Source organism: Solicola gregarius (assembly GCF_025790165.1).
GTDB classification, from domain to species: Bacteria; Actinomycetota; Actinomycetes; order Propionibacteriales; family Nocardioidaceae; genus Solicola; species Solicola gregarius.
The window spans coordinates 943,417-961,569 of record NZ_CP094970.1; the positions used below are offsets into that span (position 1 = coordinate 943,417).

The window sequence follows — 18,153 nt, forward strand, 5'->3', positions numbered from 1 at the left end:
GACGCGACCGACGCTCGAAGGCGACCTGTTCGGGGTCGGGCTCGGTGGGTAGTTCGTCGAGTCGCTCGGCGAGGACCGTTTGGCGCACCAGGAGACTCTCCTTCGTGCCGAACAGGGCCTGAAGTGCGCTCTTGGGGACTCCGCTGACCACAGCTAGGCGCCCGAGCGTGAGCCCCTCGAGCCCCTCGATCGATGCGGCGTGCACCGCAGTTCGGAGCACCCCTGTCCGTCGTTCGTCTCCCGGCTTCGTCATGTCCCACAGTCTAGAGCACATACGTACGACCGTAGACAAACGTACGATCGTATGTTGTACTTCCCTTCTGGCACCACAACCGATCCCTGGAGGGAAGAAGTGACGCAAACACCTGATGTGGCCGCTGTCGCGGATGCATATGCGAAGGCTTGGAATTCACGAGACGTCGACGCCATTCTCGCTCTGCATGCCGACGAGTCCACGTTCCATTCACACGGCCGGGGCGCAGAAGTGAAGGGCGCCAACGGTCTTCGGACGGCCTTCGATGAGGTCTTCGAGCTGTTCCCCGGATTCCGTGCTGAGATCCACCGGCTCCTCCTCGGCGAAGGCCACTGGACGCTCGACTGGACGCTGCACTTCGAACCGGCCTCCGGTGGCGAGCGCGGCTTTGGCGCCATCGACATTGTCGAGATCGACGAGGAGGGCTTGGTTACGCGCAAGGACACGTACTTCGACCTAGCGTCATATCGGCAGGCGATGGCAGGAACAGGATCATGACCGTGCCCGCACTGTTCGCCCCAACCCCCGGGGCCGATCTTCCGGTCGAGCACGTGTGCGACATGTCGGTCGATCTGTACGAGCCTCTGCCTATTGAGACGCCGACGGGTCTGCGCATGACCTACATCGCCAAGCCTGGCAAGGTCACCGGAGCGATCTCGGGCGAGATCCTCGAAGGTGGCGGCGACTGGGTCGTGGTGGGAGCTGACGGCGTGAGTCGATTGGACATCCGACAGACCATTCGCACCGACGATGGAGTACTTATCCACTTCGCCGCTCCCGGTGTCGTCCGTTTACCTGCTGATGGTCGCGAGAGGATGGCACGAGGCCTGCGAGTGCCCTTCACTGAAAGCTATATCCGTCTTACGCCGCGGTTCGAGACCAGCGACGAGCGCTACAGATGGCTCGCTGGCCACGTCTTCGCCGCCGTAGGTGAACTCTCAGCGGGACACATCGACTGGCGCATTTACAAGATCATCTAAGAAGGCGGCTTCGAGCCTGGGTAGTAGCGATCGAGCAGCGGGTGAGGGCGTCGCGAGCTGGGCCCGAGAGTGAGCGCGCCGGGATCACGCGAGAGTCGTGCGCCGATCTCGACGGCTCGGACACGCTGCCGCAGACCGTTGCCCCACCTACCGCTCGTCGCGACTCGGCAGCCGGTTTCCCTTGGCGAGCGATCAGCTCGCTGATGCGGCCGAATGTCAGGTGGTCCCGATCACATAGATACGACCGTAGACAATCGTACGACTGGATTGGGCGCGTAATTGCAACCCCACTTCGACGATCGGGTTAGTGTCGGCCCCCCGTCCTTGCTGACGGCGGGATCCATCGAACCAGGATGAACGGTCGTGATTGAACTCCGCTCCGTTAGCCACGCCGATGTCGAATACGTCGCGCAGATCTGGCATGCGGGGTGGCACGAGGCGCATGACGGCAACGTGCCCGATCCCTCGTTGCGGCTCGTCCCCGAGAACCGTTCGCTTTACGCGGTGCGGATCGCATCTCGGACACCGTTGTCGCCGTGGTCGACGGAGCCGTCGCGGGGTTTGCCATGGTCAACGGTGACGAAGTCGACGGGTGACGTGTACGAACACGCGGTGGTCGCGCCTACGCTCGACGGGCACGCGATCGACGAACTCGGCGAACGCACACCAATACCCCTGGGGAACCAACAGTAGCGAGGGCTGTGCGTAGATCTCGTTCGTATTGTTCGGCGGGCTTGCACGACGCTTACACGCGACGAATGCGTCGCGCAACACCCCACTACGACCATGTTGATATGACCGACCATCTAGTGGCCCACTTGCGTACAGCCCTGTCCGGGGCGGTCGAGGGTCATCGTCCCTTTCAGATCCTCTCCGACGAAGAACTGGTGGCGATAGAGGACCCTCGCGCGTCCGAGTTCAGCATGCAGCCGTGGATCGACTCGCTGGAGGACGACCTCGCCGAGCGCACGGTCGCTCGGTTTGGTGAACGCAGTCTGCTTCTGCGTGGTCTACTCAGGCCGAAGGCTGACGAGTCCGGAGCTACCCTCGTACCGTCTGACGAGCTGAGACTTGCGGCCGAGGCGCGGTACCTCGGGGTGGGCTACATCATGATGAGGTCGACCTACGCCCGAGCGCGATCCGGACGCTACGTGGTACTTCAGCCCGAGATCGGCGGATACGAGGAGGACATCGACAGCGACGGGATGCATGTCTATTCGGCGTGTACCTACGCGGCGGCTACCCGGCGGCTAGCTGAGTACGCACTACCGCACGTGCGTCACAACAGCGGGGGAGTACGCGTTCGCATTCGCGCCAGCCACTGGCAGCGATGGCTTGTGAACGAGCTTGGTGCCGACGTACGGCCGGTGCAGGTGAACCTGTTCCTCCGGGGCGCGTCCGTGGCGCTCGAGCCCGATGTCTGGTTGGTGGCGAGTGCCGGTGACGTTGGTCTCCTCGCCGTGCGTGAACAAGATGATCTTCTCGTCACCTCGATGACACGAGCGCGACTTGAGCGCCGACTCGCTGAACGGGTTGCGCACTCTCTGCGGATTGATCTATCGACACAACTAATAGAGCCCACCCCCCTGTAAGCGCCCATCCTCTTGCCAGTTACGAACTATTGGAGTATTGGAGCAGCGCCATGTCCTTGTTTTCGTACTACCCAGGCAGTGCTGAACTAATCGCAGCGGCCGGTGAAGAACTCGCGACACAGCAGGCATCGTATGACACGCTACAGACGAACCTCGACGGCCGTTCGGCGGCGGCGGCCGACGAGACCATGTACGAGATCAAGGAACCTGTCGCGGCAGCTGCGCAAGCGGCCCGTGCGGGGTCCGAAGAACTCATGGGCGCCACCATGCTGGCGAATGGTGCGCTGCGGTACTTTGGTCAGGCAGTCAGCAGATACAACGCCCATATCGATGCTTTGAATACAACCTATGATCGCGCGCGGGCCTCCAACTTCGGCCATCCGCTGAGCGAGGGCTCTGGCGCAGACGAGCAAGGGCTGCGCGCCAAGCTAGAAAGGGAGCGTCAGGGATACGAAAGCACGCTGGACGACGAAGCCGATCTTGCCGGGTGTCTGCTATCGGATGGCGTAACTCCAGAATGCATGCTCACACTGTACCTCCTCGGTGCCGTGCCAGCAGATGATGTGGCGCGAGTGACGGGTTTGTCGCTGGAGTACTTGAACCAGGCAAGGATGGTTATCGGTACGACTCAATTTGTACTCACATCGAAGAAGTGGCTGCCGGTTCTCGCGCAATATCTACTCAAGGTGAATCCGACTGAAATAAAGATGGTAACGACCCTAAAACTCGCGCAACTCGTTGAGGAGTTTGGCTCGGCGGTTAACCGGGGCAAGGTCGCCGAGATATACAGCGCCGTGCAACGGATGGACAACATGGTTGCCGTGTCGAGGCCGGGAGCATTGGTCGCGAAGCTCGGCACGACGGGACTTCTCGGCGGCGCCAACAAATGGGTCGGGCGCCTCCTGTCACCAGGAGCGGTACTCGCCGGCGGTTGGGGCTTGTTCCAGACGCTCGAGAACTGGGACAGCCTGGCAATAGATGACCGGGTCAACGGTGTTGTAGGGAATGCGTCGTTCATGACGTTTGGATCGCTCGGTACCGTGATGCTTATTACAGGCTGGTGCCCTCCAGTCGCCGGCGCCATCGCTACTGTGTCTGGCCTCGTTGCATTGGGCAGCATGATCTATGACTATAAGGAAGAAATCTGGGCGGGCATGCAATGGATGGGTTCGAAAATCGCTGATGGAGCGGTCTACGCATGGAATGCGACCAGTGATTTGGTTGATGAGCAGGCTACGTTGCTCGGAGATCTATGGGAGGATTCCGGCGACCTGGCGGTAGGGGTCGTTACCTCCGATATCGATGCCATTTCGGACGGTGCCAGCGGCATACTCGACAGCTTCTTGGGGGGGCGAGGCTTCCTGGCAGACCCATCGTCCGGGCTGGGGTTCACGAGCCTGAGTCTGGCTCATCGTTCTCGCGTGCCGATATTTCGGCGACACCAGTCCTCGTACCGATTTGGTGGCGTTGACACCAGCGCTACGACAGCGATTCACATCGATCATGGAGGTCACGTGACAGCGGAGGTCGGCGAACATCACCGGCGTGTCGAAGAGGTACTCGCCGGCGTGGAGTACGGTCCCAAACACCTGGTTACCGTTACCGATGCTGAAGTTCTCGCCTTGGATGGTCCTGTTGCTCATCGCGTAACTCCGCTGTTGAGCCTTGATCCGACGGACCGTGAAGGGCAGCAGGCGATGGTCGATCGTGTTGCAAAGCGCCTCTTCGAAATCGGCAAGACGGCCGATGGTTCTCCGCTCGGGTACGAAAACGCCGAAGTGCCTGAACCGTCAGTACGCACGGTATTGCGGATGCGGAAATCCTGGCTCGCTCTCTTGCTGGTCGATCAGCGGACTGCCTCGGGCCGCCAATGGATATCTGCCTACCTGCGCGCGGATCGCCGTGCACTCGCCGAGGTAGCACGGCTTGATGGACAACACACGTTCACCGCGCTGAAACGCGCCGCCGCGCTCGACGCGGTCGCGAGGGAACTCACGCCCCTTCCTGACGCCGTTGACGAGGATGGCTCTAGCCACGTCTACTCGACAGACTCATGGCAGCAACGTGTCGACGATACGCTCTCGGCGGCAAAGGGGGTCACGACGGTTGTCTCGGTGCGGCACGACGGCGAGGCAGGGAACGTAGTTGAAGACCGTATGGCGGTGTACAACCTTGCGGACCGGACCGAGATTCTCGCTGCGGAGAAGGGGGGGCGCGTGCGGATAGCGCAGGTTGCACGGAGGACGCTGCGTAACCGCCTCGACCACATGACTCGACCGACTCAGCCATGACTGAAGCGTCTCAGGTTCTCTGCCGCTCCTTTGCGGGTTGCGGCTTTCGGTTGAGGGTCGCGTGGTGGGCTTGCTCGCCGCCACCGACGCCCCGATTCGGGTGCCCGTGACGGTGACGTGTCGGGTACTCGGGATCGCTCGTCAGCCGCACTACCGGTGGCTTGCCGATCCGGTCACCGATGCCGGGCGCGTCGAGGCCTACCGTGCGAACGTCCCAGGAGGTCGTAAGCATCGTGGGGTCCCGACGGGCAGAGCACACGCAGGCCGGGCGTGTGGGCGAAGTACGCCTCGGGAGACTCGCTGTGGTGTTGGTTCCTTCCACCCATGGGACCTAACACTCTATACGCGTCGTGAGCGGTCAGCGTTCACTTGGGCGCCATTCGTAGTGCACCGTCCATCCGGATCACCTCGCCATTGATGTAGCCATGTTCGACAAGGAACGCTGCGAGCCGCGCGTACTCGTCGGGCCTACCGAGGCGGCGAGGAAACGGAACGCTCGTGGCGAGGTCGCCGCGAGCGTCCGCTGGCACGGTCGCGAGCATCGGAGTCTCCATGATGCCGGGTGCGATCGTGTTGACCCGGATGCTGTGTGCTGCGAGGTCGCGGGCGGCCGCGATAGTCATCCCGATGACACCTGCCTTCGAGGACGCATACGCAGCCTGACCGATCTGCCCTTCGTATCCGGCGATGCCGCCGTGTTCGTGATGACACCGCGCTGCCCGTTCTGGTCGGTGTCCGCTTGGGCCATTCGCTCCGCTGCGAGGGCAAGGGCGTTGAAAGCTCCGGCGAGGTTCACGTTGATCACGCTCGCGAAGCGCGATAAATCGAGGACTCCATGGCGAGACAGGATTCTGGCCGATGGCGCGATATCGGCGCAGTTGACGACGATCCGTAACGGGAACGAATGGTCCGTGGCGAGATCGAGCACGTGGCTGATGGCGGTTGGGTCGCTGATATCCACGGCGGTCATCGGTTACTTGTCATAATCATTAGTACCGGCTGGCAACGCACGGGTGTTGTTTGCCCAGGTCAGAGCCTGTTTTTCAGCGGCTGCTTGGATCACTCACGCGGTGCGGATCGCCGATCATGCGTCACGAGGATCGACGAGAGCTTGGGTTGCAACTTGTACCTAGGTCCGGGTTTATCGTGGTCGGTATGGAGACTTTGTTGAACACAGACGCTTGCACGATGCCGACCGCTGAGCGGCCGTTGCGACTCACGGAGTTCGATGCCTTGTTCGCCTCCGCTGTCCGCAGCGTTGAGCGTCGCGGCGACGACGTACGGATGCGTTTGACCGGTGAGGACGGCCTCGTCGAGCGGGTACGCGACCTGACTGCACGCGAGACGTCGTGTTGCTCGTTCTTCGCCTTCACAATCGACGGCACTGACCAGGACCTCACCCTGGACGTCTCCGTACCCCCGGCCCGCCGACCGATTCTCGACGCATTGGCGGAACGAGCGCGGGAGCTCTCGGCGTGAGCCTGCGGATCAACGACGTCGCCCGAGCGGCCGGTGTCAACCGAGAGACGCTGCGCTACTACGAGCGCCGTGGGCTGATCGAACAGCCCGACCGCAGTCCAGGCGGCCATCGGCTCTACGACGAGCGGACTGTGCAGACTCTGCGCATCGTCAAAGCTGCCCAGCGACTCGGGTTCACCCTCGAAGAGGTGGCCGACCTAATCGAGGTGGGCCGCCGCCGCGGCCGAGACTCCGGACTGCAGGCGCGCGCTCAAGAGAAGCTCATCGAGGTCGAGGCCCGGATGGCGGACCTCACCGCCATCCGCGACAACCTGCGAGCCGCCCTCGATGCCGGCTGCGATGACCTCCACCGATGTGCGAGCAGCGACGGCTGCCCGTTGCCCTTCGTCGAGATCACCACCAGGAAGGCCCACGCGTAAGCGCGAAGATCAAGCATCGGCACCTGTTCGGCGCCGTTGTGTTGGCAGCCTCGCTGCTCGCCGTTTGGACACGCAGACGAAGTCCCGGGCAAGCACGCGCGTGCGCGGACGATGCTCCGCGCGAACTGACCATCACCCGCCTGCCTGCTGTACGCACCGCACGAAGCCGACGTCGGTCTTGACAGGATTGCCATGTGGACACGCTCCGATCGATAGCCCTGTTCATTGCCGCCGCCCTCGCCGAGATCTGCGGCGCATGGCTGATCCGGCAGGGCATCCGCGAACACAGGGGCTGGAGTGGATCGGTGCCGGTGTGATCGCACTCGGCGTGTACGGCTTCGCCGCCACGCTCCAGCCGGACGCTCACTTCGGACGGATCCTCGCCGCCTATGGCGGTGTCTTCGTCGCCGGCTCTCTCGCATGGGGCATGGCGCTCGACGGCCTCAGGCCTGACCGCTACGACATCGTCGGCGCGCTCATCTGCCTCGCCGGTGTCGCCGTGATCATGTGCTCGCCGCGCGCGAGCTGAACCGCAGAAGGCGGCACCTGTTCGGGCGATCCCCCGCTACTACTCCCGGCCCATCAACTCTCGCTGCTGCCAGTCGAGGACGAAATCGACCCGCCGTCCAGCGACGTTGACGGTCTCGATTTCGGTGCACCCCAACGCCTGCAGCCAACCGCGCGGGAACGCTCGTCCGACGATCTGTTCGCCAAGTGGCACGCGGAAGCGTAGGGAGTGGATGTACGTTAGCTGTTGGTGCAGAGCGACGGCGCCTGGCAGCACATATGCAAGCGCGGCGTCGATGATTATGGCAACTTCGGAGTTACCGAGGCCGTCGTTGCGTCGGCCTGAAGCTCTTCAGGGGCACGTCAGCGTAGGTCCCGTTCGGCGCAGCGACTGCGTCCTCGAGGAGGTTGTCGAGGTCGGGACTGCCGTGACTGGTGTTGATCTCCTCGCGGTACGCCTGCCAGTCTGGCTCCGGAGTCTCCGGCTGTACCTTGTTCGGCGATTTGCTGCAGGACTCCTCCGATGCCTCGGGGTGTTGCTGGCGACGTTGAGGTCGGCCTCAATGCGAGGTACGACTATGGAGGCCTTTCGAGCGTACGCCGCCACGCTGCCGCAGGCAGTTCGCTTCGTAGCGCCTCGACTACGGATGCGCGGTTGTCTGGACCGGTGTCGGCGTAACGCACGAGTATGCGCAGACCGGTCCAGATGGTAGGTGGCTGGCTCGTCGAGAACGTGAACGGCGCGCCCGAGGAGCCGCGTGTTCCAAATGAGCCAGAAGTGCGCCATCCCGTCGTCAATAACCTCAAGTGCCAGGTCGGGGCCAATAGGAGGTGTCCGCCGTACGCATGCGCCCAACCACGCTCGTTGACGTCGCCGGGCCCGGCTCAATCGGGCCGGCTCGATGTTCTGGCGAACGAGCAGGACGCCTACTCCTGGGTGGCCTAGCACTCAGCCGTTCTCGACAACCAGTTCAGCCAGTTTACGGGCCGTGCGGCTGGTGCGGATCGTGACAGCGCTGCTGAGGCCACTATCGAGACGGTAGAGCGCACTCCGTCCCACGTTGGCACGACCCACCCGGTGGAGGATGGCGCCTGCACAGTAACGGGCATCCTCGCGCGCTGTGTCAGCGCCGAACCGTGTTAGCGCACGAGCAGATGCGTACTCGGGAAACAAGTAGAGCACATTGCACGACCACTCCGTGTTGCGTTCCCACTCGGCAGGCAGCCCTGCCGCTATCCGCCTCACCCTGTCGCCACTGAGCACGAGCATCCGAGTCTGCACCGCAAACTCGCGACGGACGCGCTCCTCGAGTACTCGTGCCAGGTCAGCGGTCCGGGCCCGTGGTGCGTCGAAAACAAGGTTGCCGCTGTTGAGGTACGTGCGGACTCCGGTGTGGCCGACTTCGGCGAACAGCTTCCTCAGGTCAGCCATCGGCACGGTGTTTTTGCCGCCTACATTGATGCCTCGTAGCAGAGCTGCGTATCGCACGGCTATGCGCCGCTTTGATAGTGCTCGGCGATCTCATCGCTGGTCGTGAGCCAGACACCAGGATGCTTCGCGACATAGTCAAGCGCCCGATCGAGGTACTTGACTCGAGATGGCTGACCGATCACGAAGGGGTGCAGCGCAAGTGCCATGACCCGGCCGCTGTCAACGGAGTCGACGTAGAGCTGGTCGAAGTGGTCGATGAACATCTGCAGGAAATCCGCGCCCGTGCGGCCCTGGACGGTGAATATTCCTAGGTCGTTCAGTTCCACTGTGTACGGCACGCTCAACATGCCGGGCACATTTAGTGGATAGGGCTGATCGTCGTTAGTCCAGTCCAACACGTAGTTCAAGCCGAGCTCGGACAGCAGAGCAGGGGTATGGAGGGTCTCGGTCAGCGCCGGGCCCATCCAGCCCGATGGTCGCTGGCCGGTGGCAGTGGCGATCGTATCGATGATTTCGGCGAGTACAGCACGTTCGTCGCTGACACTCATGTCTGTGTGGAGGATCGAGTTGGTCCTCCCGTGGGCGAGCCAGGCCCAATCGCGCGCCCTGCCGGCTTCGATGATCTCCGGGTAGTGCTCGGGAACCTCGGAGTTGACCAAGGCGCTTGAACGGATGCCGTAGCGATCGAGGATCTCGATTACTCGCCAGAGTCCGACTCTTGGCCCGTAGTCGCGCCAGCCGTAGTTCAACGCATCCGGTACAAGGGAGGCTGTGGCGTCGTTGATGCTCGTCGACGGCTGATCGACGCGGAAATGCTCGATGTTCAGGCCAACGTAGAAGGCAACCCGGGCATCGCCGGGCCAGTGGATCGGTCGACGGCTGATGATCGGACTGTGGTCGTAGAGCGCATTGTGCATATTGGGTTGATTTCCTTCACTAGCGCCGCCGCCGCGATACGGGTTGGTCACAGTCGCGACGGGACGGCTCGTCTCCCCATGGTGCGCGTTCGGAGCCTGACAGAGGTAGGAAGGGTTGGTGGTGGTATCCCCTGTGCCAGCACCAGATGTGTGACGGCGCGAGCGGGATGCGCGCCGGACGCGGCCCGGGCATGTGTGAGCCATATGCTGGGCGTGTAGGGGCACGGTGCGCGGGCGGCGCCCGGGGCCGGCGTGAGGAGCCGTCGAGTGAACATGTCGCATCGTGAGGAACTAGCGAGCTTCCTTCGATCCAGGCGAGCCCGCATCAGTCCCGAGGATGCCGGTCTGCCTCGTGGGCACCGGCGTCGATTGTCTGGCCTACGGCGAGAAGAAGTCGCCCTGCTCGCGGGCGTCAGTTCCACCTGGTACACCTACCTCGAACAAGGGCGCCGACGGGGCGTGAATCCGTCGCGGCAGGTACTCGACAGCCTGGCGCGCGTGCTCCGACTAGACGAGGACGAAACCCGACACCTGCATCGGCTAGCCGACCAGGCCGCGGCGGACACGAGGATCGACGCTGACGTGCCGCCGGCAGAACTAGCCCGTCAGCTCGTACGCCTCAGCGAACCGATCCCTTACCCGGTCTACGCGGCCGATATCCACTGCGACCTGATCGCCTGGAACGCTGCCACGACCAGCTACTACGCCAAATTCGCTCAGCTCCCGCACGACCAACAGAACATGATGTTGTGGTTGATCAGCAGCCGCGAAGCCAAAGCGCGGTTGCCGGATTGGGAGGGCGACGTCCAAGACGTCGTCGCCCGGTGGCGACGGGTCAGCACCTCGATCGCGGACCGCGATCGATTGCATGCACAGGTCGCCGAGTACAAGAAGGTCAGCCCACAGTTCGCCGCGTGGTGGGACAGCCACGACGTTCGCGAGCATCACACCAGAAAGCGGCGATTCAACCACCCCGAGCTCGGCACCGTCACGCTGAGACTGATCGTCGTCGACTCCGCCGAGATGGCGCCGGGTTCATTCGTCGTCTACCACGCACCCGTAATCACCTAGATTCGTTCTGCGTTTGCCGGCCGGCAAAGCGCGGCGCCTCTGAGACATGGTCGTTGCCTTGGAGTAGCGGTCCAGTGTGATGTCCAGCCAGGTTGTCCAGCCGGGTGATGGGCGGGAGGCCGCCGATCGCTGAGTAGCACCGCGGTCCCGACCGGGAGGTCGCATTAGGAACACTTCGCCAGCAAGGACGAGCTTGTCGCCGAATACCTGCGCCGGTTCGATCCCGACGTCATGCCGGGAGTGTTCGACCGCACCGACCTGACACCCCGCGAACGACTCCTCGCCGCCTTCGAGATGCCCGGGTCCACGCCGCTGTGCCCCTACATCGCGGCGGCCGTCGAGCTCCACGACCCCCAGCACCCCGCATCCGAGTACGCACGCGACTACAAGACCGCCCTCGCCGCGCGGCTCACCGAAACCGCCCGCGAAGCCGGCGCCACCGACCCCGAACAACTCGGCGAACAACTGGCGCTGGTCATCGACGGCGCGTCGGCTCGCGCCCGAGTCCTCAACGGTGAATCCTTCCCCACCGCCGCCGCCATCGCCGCCGTCCTCATCGACAACGCCATCCCCGCGTCATCTCCCCGGCAGCCCAGCGCTGGCCGGGAGACGACGTCGAGCTCGGCGCGGCCAGAGCGGTAGCTTCCGGGACTCGGGCCGGCCTTGCTCGCGGGTGCACGTCATGTCTCGTCTCCGGAGGCCCAGTGGCTGCTCGCGGCATGCTCGCGTAGGTAGTCCCGCAAGCCCGGGAGCGTGAAGTCGACCAGGCCGTACCCACGAGGTTCGATCACTTCGGCCGCGATCAGGCGCCGGCGGTACTGCCCGACGTAGGTTCGATCGACGTTGAGCCGGGTGGCGAGGTCGCTCGTACGGCTAGGCCCGTCGTCGTGGGCCATTGCGGCCAAGAACGAACGGTCGACGGTGGACAGGTCCGCCAAGGCGCTGGCGTGCACCAGCTGCCCGATGCGGCGCCGCGCGTGATCGACTCCGTGCTGCGCCTGGTCGACGTCGATCAGGCCCTGGCCGGGGTCGGCCCGCCAGATGTGCAGGCCGACGAGCTGGATCAGGAAAGGATAGCCGCCGGTCCCGTTGACCGCGATCTGCAGGGCGTCGGGCGTGATGTCGCGGCCGGCGTCGCGGATCGGCACCGCCAGCGCCTGGGCGACGTCGTCTCGACCGACGGTGCGCAGGTGCCGCCTGTCTGCTCGGCGCAGGAACGTCGATACGTCATCGGAAAGGAGATCGTCGACCGCCGACGGTAGGCCTGCCCCGACGAACGCGACCTCGCGGCGTTCACGGAACGCGTGCTGGATCGTAGCGCCGAGGATCCGCAGATCATCGAGACCCTGACGGTGCACCTCGTCAACGGTAAGCAGCACACCGGATCCGCCGCGCTCGGCCAGCAGCTCGGTCAGCTCGGTCAGGCGAGATCGCAGGCCGGGCCGTGGTGTGTGGCGCTCGGTGACCTCACGCTCGACGCCGAGGCCGCCAGGAAAGGAGACCGCGGTCAGATGCGATTCGGTCGCCCGCGGGTCTGCTTCGATAAGCAGGCGCGGGAGGTGTTCGTGAGTGATCCGGTCGATCAGGCCGCGCGTCGCGGTCTCGGAGATGACCAGCCACCCTTCGGAAGCCGCGGCGTCCTCGTAAGCGTTGAGCATGACGGTCTTGCCCGTACCGCGCAGGCCGGTCACCAACGTGGCGCGCTCCGGCGAGCCCGGACCGCCGTACAGGCCGTCCCGGAACTCGTCGAGGTCGCGATCACGCCCCACGAGCAAGGGCGGACTGGTACCGAACGTCGGAGTGAAAGGGTTCACCCTGGGGAGCCTATCAACATCTTTAATTCTTTTAAACACTCCCCGCTGACCTGCGGTTTTAAACGTCTTTCATTCCTTTCAACGCTCACTCACGTACGGGGCCAGGCGACGCGATCTGGGACCCAACTGCGACTCTCGGCGCCACAAAGTCGCGGTAGCGTCCCAGATCTCGGAGTCAGCCGCCCGAGAGACGCCGCAGCCGGTCTCGAAGATGCCGCTGTTCGGCGACGTTGAGCGTCGCCTTGATCGCCCGCTGGTACGCCGCGCCGGCCTCGTCGATGCGCCCGGCGCGTTCGAGAAGGTGCGCTCGTACGGCGTCGAGGCGCGCCAGATCCGGGTGGGCGGACGACAGCTCGTCCAGCGCCGCCAACGCGCGGTCGTTTCCCTGCAGCATCGCCTGGGCGACGATCCGGTTCAACGTGATCGTGGGGTTCCGGCCGCCCGTGGTGTGTTCGAGGACCGTGTAGAGCGCATGGATCTCCTGCCAGTCGGTCGACTCCGTGTCGGACGCACGCGCGTGGACGCCCGCGATGCACGCCTGGAGGAGATACGCCCCCGGCGTGGCCCCGGGCGTGACGGTGTCGAGGAGCTCGAGCCCCTCGTCGACGAGGTTCCGGTCCCAGTTCGTCCGATCCTGCTCGTCGAGCGGGATGAGCCGACCGCGCGACCCGACCCGGGCCGGGTGCCGCGCCTCCGTCAGCAGCATCAGCGCAAGGATCCCGGCGACCTCGGTGGACTCCGGAGCTGCCCGGCGCAGCAGCCTCGCGAGGTGGATCGCCTCGGCGGCCAGGTCGGCGTCACGGGCCGGCGCGCCGCTCGTCGTGTGATGCGCCTCGGTGAACATCACGTACAGCACGTCGAGGACCGGGGCCATCCGCTCGTCGACGTCCGTCGGCCGCGGAAATCCGCCGCCGGCCTCCGTGAGCCGACGTTTGGCTCGGGTGATCCGCTGCGCAATCGTCGCCTCCGGCACCTGGTACGCATTGGCGATCTGCGCCGTGGTGAGTCCGGCGACCGCGCGTAGCGTCAGCGCCACCTGCCCCGACCGAGGCAGCTCGGGATGGCAACACAGCTGCAGCAGCCGCAGCGCGTCGTCGGTTGCCGCGGGTTGGTCGCTTGTCGCCGGCTCATGGTCGAGCGGTGCCTGCAGCATCGAGACATGGCCCTCGCGGTCGCGGCGACGTACGTCGCGTCGGACCCGGTCGACGTAGCGCCGTCGAGCCGTTGCCGTCAACCAAGCCTGCGGATCGCGCGGTGGCTCGGTCGCCCATTGGCGGTGCGCGTCCAGGAGCGCGTCCTGTACGGCGTCCTCACACAGGTCGAACTGGTCGCTCCCGTACGTACGCAGCAGCCTCGCGAGGGTCTGTGGCGCGAGCTCGCGCCACAGACCCTCGTCGACCGCGGTGGGATCGTTCACCCGTCGCCCAGGTCTGCGAAGACCACGGGCCGCACCTCGACGGCAAGACCGGGGATGCGTACGTCGGGAATCTGCTGGGCGAGCTCCAGTGCGCGCGCCTCGTCCGCCACGTCGAGCAGATAGAACCCGCCGAGAAACTCCTTCGACTCGACGAACGGCCCGTCAGTCACCTCGGGCTGATCGGCGCTCCCGCGTACGACCTTCGATCGACTCGGATCGGCGAGCGCCTGCGTTCCGATGAACTCACCGCTCTCCTTCGTCGCCGCGAGGAACGCGCCGTGACCGTCGCCGAGCTGCTGCTGCTGTTCCTCCGTCAGCTGCTCCAGAACGGTCGGGTCGACGTGCATGATGATCAGGTACTTCATTTCGTCCTCCTCGATCGTGGGCCCGCCGTCAGCGGCGAGCCACCCCTTGGTCGTCGCCCGGGTCGCGAACACGACACGACCGGCGAGAAGACCTCACGATTTCTCGGCCGGCAGGTGGAGGTCGATGAACGCGATGGACTCGCCGGGCAGGACATAGCGATCGTGCTCGGCGAACCCGTGCACCGAGGCGAATGCAAGCCCGTCTTCGTTCGATGCGAGCACGACGGTCTCGATCCGGCGGGCGCCGAGTTCGCGGGCATGTGTCAGCTCGGCCGAGAGGTACGCGGCGCCGAGCCCTCTGCGGCGGTACTCGGGCAGGATGCGCACGATCACGGTCGCGACCGACGAGTCGGGCAGCGGCGGGCGTACGGTCGCGTTGCCCACCAGCTCATCGCCGAGGAAGCCCAGCGTGAGACGGTTCCGGCCTGCCCTCTCGGCGACGTCTGCCCCGGAGAGGGGATGAGTCGGGATGATCTCGTTGTGGATTGCTCGCCAGTCTTCGAGTCCGTCGCCCGTGGCGATCACGATGTCGAGTGTCACGCGCTAACGATAAGAGGTCAGTGGGCGGCCGACCCGTTCCGACGACCTACCGCACCCGCGCCGCCGCTTCATCAGCGCGCGGCGAGATGTTGTGGTTGAGGGCGAAGGTGTTCTCCGCGTCGTACGCCCGCTTGACGGCGACGAGCCGTTCGTACGTCTCCCCCGGGTACGCCGCGAGTACGTCGTCAGGAGTACCCGAACCGTGAAAGTTGAGGTAGGCCCCGTTACCACGGCGCTCGACATCGGGCCACGGCGCGAGTGCGCGGTCGACGTCGGTCTGAGTGGCATCCGCCGCCAGCACGGCGCCGCAGAACACCATCGCCTCGGCGTCGCGATGTGCGAACGCCGTATCGCGTGCTGACACACGACCGAATGCGCCGCCGAGACTCCGGATGCTGGTCATGGTCGGGACCTCGCTGCGGTAGACCGCGATGACGGCGTCGATCAGCGCATCGCCCAGGGAAGGCACGAGCGCGTTCCGTGCGACCACGCGCATACCCGGTGGCATGGCCGCGTCCTCGAGGGTGTCGGCGTACGGCATTTCCTGGACGTTGTTGTCGGTGACGGTGCCGAGGCTCAGCAGGCCGGCAACCGCGGCATCGAAGTCGTCGCCCGCATAGCAGAGCGTCACCATGATCGATGCCGGCATTCCGAACATCGACGGCATCAGGGTCAGCGTGCTCGTGAGCTCTTCGGGTGCGGTTCGCATGTGGTCACGCCACCCCCTGATGGTGCTCGCCGGGTCGTCGAGCTGATAGGTGATGGTCCCGAAGTGCACCGTTTCGACCGGCTGGGCCACGAAGTCGAACCGTGTCACGACACCGAAGTTGCCTCCGCCGCCGCGAACCGCCCAGAACAGCTCTGCGTGCTCGTCCTCGCCGGCCTCGAGGATGCGTCCGTCGGCGGTGACGATCTGCGCCCCTACCAGGTTGTCGATCGCGAGACCGTACTTGCGGACCATCCAGCCCATGCCGCCACCGAGCGTCAGACCCCCGACACCGACGTCCGCCGTGTCGCCCGCGGTGAGCCCGAGGCCGTACGGCGCCAGCGTCGTCGCCACCTGGCCCCAGTTCGCACCGCCCCCGACGCTGACGATGCGGGTCGCCGGATCGACGACGTCGACCGCATCGAGGTGCGTCAGATCGAGCACCAGCCCTCCGGTGTTCGTCCCGCTGCCGAGCACGCTGTGTCCCCCGGACCGTACGGACAGTACCAGGTCTGCAGCACGGGCGTACTCGATCGCAGCGGCGACCTCTCCGGCGTCGCGAGGTCGCACCACGAGCGCGGGAGCCCCGGTGCCGAAGACGGTCGTGCTCGCCTCGGCGTACTCGTCGTCGCCCGGCGCCAGCACGTCGCCACGCAGGTTGGCCGATGACGGTTGTTGACTCATGTGTCCCCCTTGGTGATCGGTACGTACGGGAGATTCTTCGTCGGCCGCGACCGAAAGTCGTCGTACGTGGGGCGACACCCGCTCCTACCTAAAGTTGCGCAGGAAGCCATCCGAACTGCTCCCGTGGGAGTAGGTCCGCGCTACTCCATGAGGCGGTCGGTCTCAGGAAGTCGAGGGAATGGTGAGTGAGCGCACCAGCGGATCGACGATCGCGAGGATCTCTCCCCGAGCGATCCCGACGTCGTCGGCCGCGTTCACGTAGAGGGCGGCCTCGTCGGCGACGGACAACAGGATGTGCGCGAGAGGCTTCGCCGGTAGCAGGACAAGCGTCCCGTCGGCCATGCCTTGGGCGAGGATCCCCTCGATCAAGCCCAGGATGTGCGGCTGACAGATGTCGCGCCACCGAGTCCAGCCGAGCACCGACGGACCGTCGACCAGCACGATGCGCTGGATCTCGGGGTGCTCGCAGGCGTCGAGCCAAGCCCCGATGGCATTCGTCATCGTCGCAACGAAATCGCGCTCTCCCCCGGACAACACCGCCTCCGCGAGCCGTTGCGAGACCTCGGCCTCCACCTCGGCCAGCACGGCCGAGAACAGTTCGGTCTTGTCGCCGAACTGGTGGTACAGCGCGCCCCGGCTCACCTCGGCATCGCGTACGAGGGCCTCGGTCCCGACACCGGCGAAACCGTGCTCAGCGAAGAGTGCCCGACCGGCCTTGATCAGGGCCGCCCGGGTCATCGCGGTGCGATCTGCTTGCGTACGTCGCGAAACTTTCATACAGTCTGTCCGTAAGTTACATACACAGTGTATGTTACTTCGGCCCGCAGGGGGACCAATGCACACCATCGACCTTCCACACGGAACCGTTCGCTATCGGATGGCCGGACCGGACGACTCCTCGTCCCCGCCGGTCGTATTCGTGCACGCGTTCCTCGTCGACGGCTCGGTCTGGTCGTCCGTCGCAGAACGCCTGGCGGCACGCGGCGTCCGCTCGTACGCCCCGGACTGGCCGCTCGGAGCACACCACGTGCCGCTGAACCCCGATGCCGACCAGTCGCCACGTGGCGTCGCGCGCCAGATCCTGTCGTTCCTCGAGGCGCTCGGCCTGCACGACGTCACGCTGGTCGGCAACGACACCGGCGGCGCACTGACGCAGTTCGTACTCGACACCGACCCGAGTCGGATCGGTCGGGTCGTACTCACGAACTGCGACGCGTTCGACACCTTCCCGCCGTTCCCGTTCAACATCGTCTTCCGGCTGCTCAACGGTCGGGTACGAATGAGGGCCAACCTCCTGCCGATGCGACTGCGCGCCGTTCGCCATTCACCATTGGGGCTCGGGCTCCTCGCCAACGAGTTCGACGCCGCCATGACTCGATCGTGGATCGAGCCGGCGCTCACCGATCGCGGGATCCGAGACGACGCGGTTCGCTTCCTGCACGCGGCCGACCCGAAGGACCTGCTCGACGTCTCCACCCGGCTCGCCGCGTACGACGGACCGGTTCGCATCGTGTGGGGCATGGCCGACCGTGCGTTCAAGCCGAAGCTCGGCCGACGTCTCCAGCAGGCGTTCCGCGACGCCGACTTCATCGAGGTGCCGAACGCGAAGACCTTCGTACAGCTCGATGCGCCGGACGTACTCACCGACCAGATCGTCGAGGTCGCAGCACCGCTACGCTGACCCAC

Annotated in this window: 21 protein-coding genes and 1 pseudogene; 10 read left to right on the top strand and 12 right to left on the bottom strand. The window is 65.0% G+C overall.

Translation table 11 applies throughout. The features are described 5' to 3' along the window. The first annotated feature begins 352 nt into the window (after positions 1-352). Both L0C25_RS04665 and L0C25_RS04670 read left to right on the top strand, forming a co-directional pair. Positions 353-751: a nuclear transport factor 2 family protein gene (locus tag L0C25_RS04665; RefSeq protein ID WP_271635263.1), complete on the top strand. Its 399-nt coding sequence runs from the start codon at positions 353-355 to the stop codon at positions 749-751. Beyond that, a complete protein-coding gene (locus L0C25_RS04670; RefSeq protein WP_271635264.1) occupies positions 748-1,233 on the top strand; it encodes a DUF3237 domain-containing protein in 486 nt (161 codons plus the stop codon). Before L0C25_RS04665 ends, L0C25_RS04670 begins: the two co-directional genes overlap by 4 nt. A 216-nt stretch (positions 1,234-1,449) precedes the next feature. On the opposite strand, the gene L0C25_RS04675 is transcribed toward L0C25_RS04670, so the two are convergent. After that, the gene (locus L0C25_RS04675) at positions 1,450-1,677 is read right to left on the bottom strand and encodes a hypothetical protein (RefSeq protein WP_271635265.1); all 228 of its coding nucleotides are present in this window, start codon (positions 1,675-1,677) and stop codon (positions 1,450-1,452) included. A 350-nt stretch (positions 1,678-2,027) separates the two neighbouring features. On the opposite strand from L0C25_RS04675, the gene L0C25_RS04680 reads away from it, so the two are divergent. Together L0C25_RS04680 and L0C25_RS04685 are read left to right on the top strand one after the other, a co-directional pair. Next, complete coding sequence (locus L0C25_RS04680; protein ID WP_271635266.1) at positions 2,028-2,825, top strand: hypothetical protein; 798 nt, start codon at positions 2,028-2,030, stop codon at positions 2,823-2,825. Between the two features lie 50 nt (positions 2,826-2,875). Beyond that, positions 2,876-5,116, top strand: a complete 2,241-nt coding sequence (locus tag L0C25_RS04685; RefSeq protein ID WP_271635267.1) for a hypothetical protein — start codon at positions 2,876-2,878, stop codon at positions 5,114-5,116. A 365-nt stretch (positions 5,117-5,481) separates the two neighbouring features. Here L0C25_RS04685 and L0C25_RS04695 read toward each other — a convergent pair whose 3' ends face one another. Both L0C25_RS04695 and L0C25_RS04700 read right to left on the bottom strand, forming a co-directional pair. Further along, positions 5,482-5,805 (bottom strand): SDR family oxidoreductase, encoded by a 324-nt coding sequence (locus L0C25_RS04695; RefSeq protein WP_333908590.1) that lies wholly within the window; start codon positions 5,803-5,805, stop codon positions 5,482-5,484. Further along, complete coding sequence (locus L0C25_RS04700) at positions 5,736-6,086, bottom strand: SDR family NAD(P)-dependent oxidoreductase (RefSeq protein WP_271635269.1); 351 nt, start codon at positions 6,084-6,086, stop codon at positions 5,736-5,738. Before L0C25_RS04700 ends, L0C25_RS04695 begins: the two co-directional genes overlap by 70 nt. A 218-nt stretch (positions 6,087-6,304) precedes the next feature. On the opposite strand from L0C25_RS04700, the gene L0C25_RS04705 reads away from it, so the two are divergent. From L0C25_RS04705 to L0C25_RS04715, 3 genes and pseudogenes are all read left to right on the top strand, one after another. Further along, a complete protein-coding gene (locus L0C25_RS04705; RefSeq protein WP_271635270.1) occupies positions 6,305-6,595 on the top strand; it encodes a hypothetical protein in 291 nt (96 codons plus the stop codon). Beyond that, entirely contained in the window at positions 6,592-7,014 is a 423-nt protein-coding gene (locus L0C25_RS04710) for a MerR family transcriptional regulator (RefSeq protein WP_271635271.1), read from the top strand. The genes L0C25_RS04705 and L0C25_RS04710 overlap by 4 nt, the downstream gene beginning before the upstream one ends. Before the next feature lie 194 nt (positions 7,015-7,208). Then, a pseudogene (locus L0C25_RS04715) lies at positions 7,209-7,543 on the top strand (YnfA family protein). Between the two features lie 39 nt (positions 7,544-7,582). Here the strand turns inward: L0C25_RS04715 and L0C25_RS04720 are convergent. The 3 genes from L0C25_RS04720 to L0C25_RS04730 form a co-directional block, all read right to left on the bottom strand. Next, the gene (locus tag L0C25_RS04720; RefSeq protein ID WP_271635272.1) at positions 7,583-7,735 is read right to left on the bottom strand and encodes a hypothetical protein; all 153 of its coding nucleotides are present in this window, start codon (positions 7,733-7,735) and stop codon (positions 7,583-7,585) included. A 735-nt stretch (positions 7,736-8,470) separates the two neighbouring features. Beyond that, the gene (locus tag L0C25_RS04725; protein WP_271635273.1) at positions 8,471-9,010 is read right to left on the bottom strand and encodes a DUF1697 domain-containing protein; all 540 of its coding nucleotides are present in this window, start codon (positions 9,008-9,010) and stop codon (positions 8,471-8,473) included. Positions 9,011-9,012: 2 nt separating this feature from the next. Then, positions 9,013-9,921 (bottom strand): polysaccharide deacetylase family protein, encoded by a 909-nt coding sequence (locus L0C25_RS04730; protein WP_271635274.1) that lies wholly within the window; start codon positions 9,919-9,921, stop codon positions 9,013-9,015. A 222-nt stretch (positions 9,922-10,143) separates the two neighbouring features. Here L0C25_RS04730 and L0C25_RS04735 point away from each other — a divergent pair, with 222 nt between their 5' ends. Together L0C25_RS04735 and L0C25_RS04740 are read left to right on the top strand one after the other, a co-directional pair. Then, on the top strand, positions 10,144-10,941 hold the full coding sequence (locus L0C25_RS04735) for a helix-turn-helix transcriptional regulator (RefSeq protein WP_271636794.1): 798 nt from the start codon (positions 10,144-10,146) through the stop codon (positions 10,939-10,941). 240 nt (positions 10,942-11,181) lie between these two features. After that, on the top strand, positions 11,182-11,583 hold the full coding sequence (locus L0C25_RS04740; RefSeq protein WP_271635275.1) for a hypothetical protein: 402 nt from the start codon (positions 11,182-11,184) through the stop codon (positions 11,581-11,583). Between the two features lie 38 nt (positions 11,584-11,621). Here the strand turns inward: L0C25_RS04740 and L0C25_RS04745 are convergent, their stop codons facing one another. The 6 genes from L0C25_RS04745 to L0C25_RS04770 form a co-directional block, all read right to left on the bottom strand. Further along, positions 11,622-12,755 (bottom strand): ATP-binding protein, encoded by a 1,134-nt coding sequence (locus tag L0C25_RS04745; RefSeq protein WP_271635276.1) that lies wholly within the window; start codon positions 12,753-12,755, stop codon positions 11,622-11,624. Between the two features lie 175 nt (positions 12,756-12,930). After that, entirely contained in the window at positions 12,931-14,172 is a 1,242-nt protein-coding gene (locus L0C25_RS04750) for an RNA polymerase sigma factor (RefSeq protein ID WP_271635278.1), read from the bottom strand. After that, positions 14,169-14,537 (bottom strand): YciI family protein, encoded by a 369-nt coding sequence (locus tag L0C25_RS04755; protein ID WP_271635279.1) that lies wholly within the window; start codon positions 14,535-14,537, stop codon positions 14,169-14,171. Before L0C25_RS04755 ends, L0C25_RS04750 begins: the two co-directional genes overlap by 4 nt. A gap of 93 nt (positions 14,538-14,630) precedes the next feature. Continuing rightward, positions 14,631-15,077, bottom strand: coding sequence for a GNAT family N-acetyltransferase (locus L0C25_RS04760; RefSeq protein ID WP_271635280.1), 447 nt, complete (start codon positions 15,075-15,077; stop codon positions 14,631-14,633). A gap of 46 nt (positions 15,078-15,123) precedes the next feature. Next, positions 15,124-16,467, bottom strand: coding sequence for an FAD-binding oxidoreductase (locus tag L0C25_RS04765; protein WP_271635281.1), 1,344 nt, complete (start codon positions 16,465-16,467; stop codon positions 15,124-15,126). A gap of 162 nt (positions 16,468-16,629) precedes the next feature. Further along, positions 16,630-17,244, bottom strand: a complete 615-nt coding sequence (locus L0C25_RS04770; RefSeq protein ID WP_271635282.1) for a TetR/AcrR family transcriptional regulator — start codon at positions 17,242-17,244, stop codon at positions 16,630-16,632. 58 nt (positions 17,245-17,302) lie between these two features. Here L0C25_RS04770 and L0C25_RS04775 point away from each other — a divergent pair, with 58 nt between their 5' ends. After that, the gene (locus tag L0C25_RS04775) at positions 17,303-18,148 is read left to right on the top strand and encodes an alpha/beta fold hydrolase (RefSeq protein WP_271635283.1); all 846 of its coding nucleotides are present in this window, start codon (positions 17,303-17,305) and stop codon (positions 18,146-18,148) included. The last annotated feature ends 5 nt before the right edge of the window (positions 18,149-18,153 follow it).

Excerpts from the sequence above, each read along its gene's own strand:
- L0C25_RS04670 (WP_271635264.1), top strand. The coding sequence starts at position 748 with ATGACCGTGCCCGCACTGTTCGCCCCAACCCCCGGGGCCGATCTTCCG.
- L0C25_RS04675 (WP_271635265.1), bottom strand. The coding sequence starts at position 1,677 with ATGCGCCTCGTGCCACCCCGCATGCCAGATCTGCGCGACGTATTCGAC.
- L0C25_RS04680 (WP_271635266.1), top strand. The coding sequence starts at position 2,028 with ATGACCGACCATCTAGTGGCCCACTTGCGTACAGCCCTGTCCGGGGCG.
- L0C25_RS04685 (WP_271635267.1), top strand. The coding sequence starts at position 2,876 with ATGTCCTTGTTTTCGTACTACCCAGGCAGTGCTGAACTAATCGCAGCG.
- L0C25_RS04700 (WP_271635269.1), bottom strand. The coding sequence starts at position 6,086 with ATGACCGCCGTGGATATCAGCGACCCAACCGCCATCAGCCACGTGCTC.
- L0C25_RS04705 (WP_271635270.1), top strand. The coding sequence starts at position 6,305 with ATGCCGACCGCTGAGCGGCCGTTGCGACTCACGGAGTTCGATGCCTTG.
- L0C25_RS04735 (WP_271636794.1), top strand. The coding sequence starts at position 10,144 with ATGTCGCATCGTGAGGAACTAGCGAGCTTCCTTCGATCCAGGCGAGCC.
- L0C25_RS04755 (WP_271635279.1), bottom strand. The coding sequence starts at position 14,537 with ATGAAGTACCTGATCATCATGCACGTCGACCCGACCGTTCTGGAGCAG.
- L0C25_RS04765 (WP_271635281.1), bottom strand. The coding sequence starts at position 16,467 with ATGAGTCAACAACCGTCATCGGCCAACCTGCGTGGCGACGTGCTGGCG.
- L0C25_RS04770 (WP_271635282.1), bottom strand. The coding sequence starts at position 17,244 with ATGAAAGTTTCGCGACGTACGCAAGCAGATCGCACCGCGATGACCCGG.
- L0C25_RS04775 (WP_271635283.1), top strand. The coding sequence starts at position 17,303 with ATGCACACCATCGACCTTCCACACGGAACCGTTCGCTATCGGATGGCC.